Origin of the sequence: Commensalibacter sp. A3DC (assembly GCF_047307945.1) — a bacterium.
Taxonomy (GTDB): Bacteria; Pseudomonadota; Alphaproteobacteria; order Acetobacterales; family Acetobacteraceae; genus Commensalibacter; species Commensalibacter melissae.
The window spans coordinates 1-6,819 of sequence record NZ_JAXOQA010000078.1 but is presented as its reverse complement, the minus strand read 5'-3'; the positions used below and the strand labels follow the sequence as shown (position 1 = coordinate 6,819).

Genomic DNA, 6,819 nt, shown 5'->3' with positions numbered 1-6,819 from the left:
AGAAAAGGGATGAAAATCAGTTATCTATATTTTAATTTTGCTGGAGGCCCCCATTGATTATCCTCATATTTAGTATCAATACAAAACATGATCCAAACAGCAATTGAACCAACGGGTATGAAATGAAGCAACAACCAAAAACCTGACAAATTAATATCATGAAGACGTCTGACCGCAACGGAAATCATGGGAATAAACATTACAATGCTAAATACACTCCACAAGAATATTGATAGATATAGACAGACCTCAAACATTAGTATTCCATCGAATGAAGTATCCATTTGAACAATGGTAGCAGAAAATAACAGGCCAATTATGAGTAGTCCAATAAAAAAAACGGCCCAGTAACAAATTTGAAACGACCAAAATTCTGTTCTTCTGGCCCTTCCTTCAAAATTAACATAATTTCTGATGCATTTACTAAACCATCCTATGATCGTATAGTTTTTTTCGTTTTCAAGTTTTTGTTCATATTGGGTCCGTGATTGAATTTTATTCATAAAATGAACATTTTTATCATCAATTAATATAAAAACTGCAACAGCCCTACCGAGTTGATTGACTTGAAAATCAACACAGGTCCCTTTTTGAGGGACGATATTTTCCTTCCATTCATCGCCACTAAATTCGTAACGCTGCCCATCATCGCCTGAGATATACCCTGTATTAGTCTGAATGATAAAATTGAGTATACATCCCCGCATATTTAAAATTTTTTTCCTGTCTTAAATAAATGATATCAAATAATTTTTCTAAAATATAATCTAATCTAGAAATCCATCATTTTTCAAAATTTCCATAACGGTCTGAATTCGGTTATTATAAAGATGATTCCGCAGAGTGCGTGCCTGTGCTTTTTTAGCCGTTTCCAATAATAAATCTGGATCATTCAAATATTTATCAAGTTGTTGTTGAAAATCATAACGTGTTGAAAAAACCGGAACCTCATCCCGTTCATAAAAATCATGAATTGCATAATTATCTTCATGAAAAAGCTGCATAGCACCTGCAGCAGATGCCTCGAACGTTCTTGGTCCAGGGTTTGAAGGCATAATCATATACCGTTTATTTTCAAAATGAAGGCTACGACCCAAATTAAGAACAATTTTCGAGCGCTGATATAACTCAATTAACTGATCTTTCTCTATCCTGGCATCTGAAAAGCCAATCCCGAATTCACCCCAACCCGGGCCGATAATTTTTACTTTTAGATTTGTCAGGGCTGGTTTTATGCTGCGCATGACATCCTTGCGGCTACCAAATGCAACACCACAAAACATGACATCAACCGTTTTTTCAATGGTTTCGTCAATGGGACGGTAATGCAACTTTTCACAAGCTGCCAAAGGTAAAAAATGGGTATGTGGATGATTATAAAAATTCGTTCCCCAACGATCACAGGAAAATATTACATCGAAATCGTCAATAATTCTGTAATTGGCATCTTGTTCATATGGATCTTCTGTCGCCCAAAAAATGGTGATCGCACCGAATTTTTTTGCCCTGTGACATACTTCTCCAAAATAGGTGCTTTCCGGCAAATATGATCCAATTGAAAAAACAATCTTAGGTTTTATATACTCAATTGCAGCCGCGGCTCCTGCAATATTCGTGGAAATTACATTACCTTCACCAAAAACACTTTCCCAACCTGATATAATGGCTTCACGGATCTGCGCATTGGCCTGCGATTCATAACGTCCACCACTGCATACCATTACTTTTTCATTTTTAGTTTTTTGAAATTTATTTTTTGATTTTATAGCCATATGAACCTTTTAACACCTGTGTAAAATAACTTTTGATAAAATTGACTGCAACTGCTCCTTAAACCGTTCACGATTGCATTCGCGAGCAATACGATCAAGGGCATTTTGACGCAGTTGATTCCATAATTCCTCCGTCTGGTACAACCTAATAATTTGCGAGGCAAAAAATTCCGGATTATCCGTGGAGGCTGCAAGAATATCCCTTTCATCTTGCCATCCCAGTTGTTCCACCAATAAATTTGACGCCACGATAGGAATTCCATAGGATGCAGCTTCATGTAACTTATAGGGAATGCCACCCGCAAATCTCGTTGGTGCGATATAGACACGATGATCATCATATAAACTGGACAAATCTGGCACCATTCCCAAAAAATCTATATCAGGATAATTAATCAAGGCGGATATATCAACAGAAGGATTTACATAGCCTGCAATTGAAAAAGTAAAATCCGATCCCATTTTATCAATCAAAATCGGCATCACAGAAGTTATAAACCATTTCAAACTGTCATAATTAGGTGCCTGATCATCATGCAAAGCGCCAACAAAAAGAATATTTTTGCGCTCTTTCCATTCCTTTTGTGATTTGCGTATGTTGATACTGTGTCCGAGGATATCGACATTGTTAAATCCTGCCTGTCTAATATAATTTGCATCAATTTCATTAACGGCTACAATTTCTTGACAATGTTTTGCACAGGATAACTCCTCCTCCAGAGCCTGTTGAAAATTTTCGTCTATTTCCTTTTCCAATAGCTTTGCCTGCAATCGTGTCCGGGGTGTCGCAACAACCTCTGTATCAAGGATTATTTCCTGGGGTAAATAACGGCTAGCTTCACCCATCATAGGCAATATTCTATTTAAATTATGAGTTCTTCCTATCCAGACCAAATCATAATATCCCGCTCTTTCCTTAAAGAAATCACGAAGATGTTCAACTGTATGATTGAACAACACCTCAACCGTATCAGGCATGCTTGAATAAATCTGATAAACATGGGGATAAAAGTAATTTATAGGATAAACCGTCACTTCATACCCTAATTCAGACATTTGAAAGATAATGTCATTTGAACGAATATACCCAGACCCAAGATGTTTTAAAGGAACCCTATCCTCAATGAATAAAATTCTTTTATTTATATTTCGTCTCTGTCGCGCAATTAAAACATTATCACTATGCCGGGGAGATTGAAACCTTAAAAAATCCGCATGTTCTCTGGCAAATAATCGATGGTTTCGCTTTATCAAACCACTTGAAATAATCGGATTGCTTGAACAATACTCCATATGTTCCACAACTGCATTGGGATCATATACAATACGATATCCCGCCTTTATCATCCGAACACAGAAATCCGTATCCTCAAAGTAGGCTGGATAATAAATAGGGGAAAATCCATTCAATTCCTTCAGCACTTTTGATTTTACTGCCAACATCGCCGCTGAACAGTAATCAACATCCCGAACAAAATTCGCCTCAGGAATCAATGGGTCTTTTCCCCTCAAATACCCTGTCGTTGTTCCATCCCGCCAAATAATCTGGCCTGCCTCTTGAAGCAATCCATCTGGATGAATTATTTTACCTCCGACTGCACCAATATTATCTGCTGAAGTCAACCGTTTACAAAGTACATCAATTGTTCCCGGCAATAAATTAATGTCATTATTCAAAAAGATAACAATCGGGGCATCAACGTCTTCCATCAATATGTTACATGCTTTACCAAAGCCAAAATTATAGGGAAAACGGTTTACGGAAGCACCGATCAAACAACCTTGGATAAATTTACTGTCATCTATCGAGTGATTATCACCCAAAAGCAATTGTATATTTCCATTAAAATTAGAGCGAAGGGATGCCAACGCGGTCAATGTTACCGTCAGATTATTGTGCATCAACATAATTACACAGATATCCGCCTTACCCTTATAGGAGAAATCAAGCTTTTCATGAACAACCGATGGTAAAACAAGTCTTGATTTTTTTTTAAAATATGTTCTGCTTTCCTTTGTTTCATTAGTTAAGCGATAATGAGAATCATCAGGTTGCTTATTTATCCACTGATCAAGTTTTTGTTCAAATACATAAGCAGCAAAAGCATCCCTGAATATACCCGTTTCAACCTTATCACGAATATCCCCTGATAGATAATATTCGTGTAGATTAATATCGGTCCGTGGAGAACGAAGTTCTAACGCACCATAATGTATGAAATGATCATAGCCGTTTCTAAAATTTGCTGTTGATTCAATGGCTTGATTTATATCCTTATAATGATCTAGGTAAAATTCTTCTTCAAACCATGGAGATGGATTAAATAGTTTTGGTGTTTCATTCAAACAATAATGATGTAGAGCACAAAGATATTCACCATCAGCAATTTTTTGTTTTACATCAGGATATTTTTCTAAATACCATGATGTGTCAAAATAAAGAGAGACATTTGTATTTTTTTCAACATCACTAAGATAATAAAGAAAATTTCTATAAGGATTTTGACTGCGCTTTACATCTTCACGTTCATAACATGCCTGTTGATAGATTGAAGGATCGAATAACAAGGATCCTGTACGACGTAATCCATCCCCTTTTTTCAAATAATGATCATAAGCATTAATATATTGGGAATCATTAATAACTTCATGAATAAAATCAGCGTTATTTTTTAAATAATAATGTGTTGAAAAAAGCCAGTGAGGATCATGTGTCAAATAACCCTGATTACAATAATGCTCAAAACCTGATTTAAACGCTCCACGATCAATATTTTTTCTTAATTCAGGATATCGTTGTAAATACCATTCCTCATCAAAGTAGGGATTGGGAGAATGACCTAAAATTGAACCTACCTGATTATAATAAATTTCCACATCATCCAAACCACAATTTTTCATTCTTTCACTTAGGTCAGGATAGGTTTTTATATACCATTCCCCATCAAATTTAGCCCATAATGCTTGATCAACTGCATCCTTGTCATTTTCTATATTTTTTTGAATTGGCAAACTATCAGATTGTGACGAAACAGGTAAATCCTTATTCCGTCCCCCATAATTTGTTCCGCTAGCTAGCAATCGAATATAGGCATTTGGATAAAGTCCCTTTTGAATATCCTGTTTTACAGCTTTATCCGCAGCATATTGCTGTAAATTTATTTCTTCACAGGGATCCCATAAAAGCTGTATTCCCTCGTAAATAAAATGAGCATATCCATTTCTATATTTTTTGAACGCTTGAACATTCTCAAGCTGGCTTTTATATTTTTGATCATAAAAGGATTCATCAAACCAGGCATTTGGATTGAAATTGAAAGCTTGACTGTTTACTAGATAATGATGAATATAATTGTTGAATGTTCCTTCTGAAATTGCCTTTGTTATTTCTGGATAATTCTGCGCATACCATTCTGGATCAAAATACCAGGATACCTGTATTTTACCATCAATTTCATCCAAATATTTTAGATAATGTTGATAAGGCGATAACCCTTCCTTAATGGCCTGTTGATATTTTCCAATGAAAAAATTACTGTTAAAAAAAAGACTGCCACTATTTCCCTCAATATCTCCCACTTTCAGAAAATGGTCATATCCATTAACAAATCCATTCCTTTCCAAATTCTCATTTGTCAAATGTGGATTTACTTTTTTGTAATATTTTTCAGAAAATAACCAATGCGGATCATGGGTATGATATCCCTCCTTGCAATAATGTTGAAAACCACTGCTAAATTGATGGCAATCAACCATTAGTTTTACATCAGGATATTTCTGTAAATACCATTCCTCATCAAAATAAGGATTGGGGGAATGACCTTCAAAACAACCAAATGTTTTATAATATTCTTCAACACTATCAACTTCCAGTGCCTTCATTTTTGAAGTTACATGATCATATTTGTGAACATACCATTTTTCATCAAAAGCCTGCCATATTGGCATATAATCTGAAGAGGTTATTTCCTTTTCAATATTAGAAATGTTATCCTCGATAACTGAAAACCCTTTTTCATTTTTTCGCGTAGATATGGAGTCTGAAACATCCCCAGATTCAACGGTCTCTTGATTCTTTACTGATTTTTGTATATTAAAACTATTTTCGATTTTGTCTTTATCGTTTGAATATTTTTTTTGGATTTCCATGAATTTATTTAAAAGATGCAAATCCTGTTGAGCCACCCAATATTCAAATATATTCAGATATAGATTGTCTTTTGCAATTTTTTCAAATATCTCATCAGAAAATTGATTATAATCAAAATCCTTCAATGGTTTTCGTTTTTCCTTGCATCCACATACAATAAAATGTTCATAACCATTTCGAAAAAGTCCATGACCATCCATCAAAATCGAAGGAGATAAATCCTGATAGTTTTCAAGATAAAATTGTTCGGAAAATTGTTCCAAAGGCGAGAATAATGTTGGTGTTGGATTGGATAGATAATGATGGAGAAGATTCAAGTATTGATAATTGGTGGTTTTTAATGTTTCCTTTGAATATGTATTTCCATACCATTTTGGATCAAAAAACCATGAAAGTCTGAATTTATCGAAATCATCCGTATCATTTGTTAAAACATATTGATATGGACCATATTCTGTGATTTCGTCTAAATTCTCTTTTTGGGATAAATACAAACAGGGATTGAAAAAAAAACTTCCTTTAAGACAGGATCTATCTCCAACCCGTAAATAATGATCATAACCATTAATATAAGGTTTTCCCTCGCCAATTAGGTCATTTATTTCTGGATTATGCTTTTTATAAAATGTTTCTGAAAATAACCAATGTGGTGAATGATCTTTAAAGCCAATTTTACAGTAATGATCAAATCCAGAAGTGTATTTCCCTTTTTTTATAAGCTCCTTTACATCATAATATTTTGTCAAATACCATTTTTCATCAAAATACGGATTGGGCGAATTTCCAACCTTATACCCATTAGTTGAATGATAAGCAAAAACATCGCCTTGATATATATCCTGTATCAGTAACGAAAAACTTTTATACCGATTACGATACCATTCTAAGTCGAAAACC

The 6,819-nt window shown here is 34.6% G+C and carries 3 protein-coding genes; all 3 read right to left on the bottom strand.

Translation table 11 applies throughout. The features are described from left to right. Positions 1 to 20: 20 nt before the first annotated feature. Complete coding sequence (locus U0839_RS07975; protein ID WP_413550439.1) at positions 21 to 707, bottom strand: DUF805 domain-containing protein; 687 nt, start codon at positions 705 to 707, stop codon at positions 21 to 23. A 60-nt stretch (positions 708 to 767) separates the two neighbouring features. Continuing rightward, positions 768 to 1,772, bottom strand: coding sequence for a glycosyltransferase (locus U0839_RS07970; RefSeq protein ID WP_155565181.1), 1,005 nt, complete (start codon positions 1,770 to 1,772; stop codon positions 768 to 770). A gap of 9 nt (positions 1,773 to 1,781) precedes the next feature. Next, positions 1,782 to 6,819 (bottom strand): glycosyltransferase (locus U0839_RS07965; protein WP_413550437.1); only part of this gene is annotated, 5,038 nt, incomplete at its 5' end.

What these genes read in the sequence shown, in the direction of transcription:
- U0839_RS07975 (WP_413550439.1), bottom strand. Translation starts at nt 707, where the DNA reads ATGCGGGGATGTATACTCAATTTTATCATTCAGACTAATACAGGGTAT.
- U0839_RS07970 (WP_155565181.1), bottom strand. Translation starts at nt 1,772, where the DNA reads ATGGCTATAAAATCAAAAAATAAATTTCAAAAAACTAAAAATGAAAAA.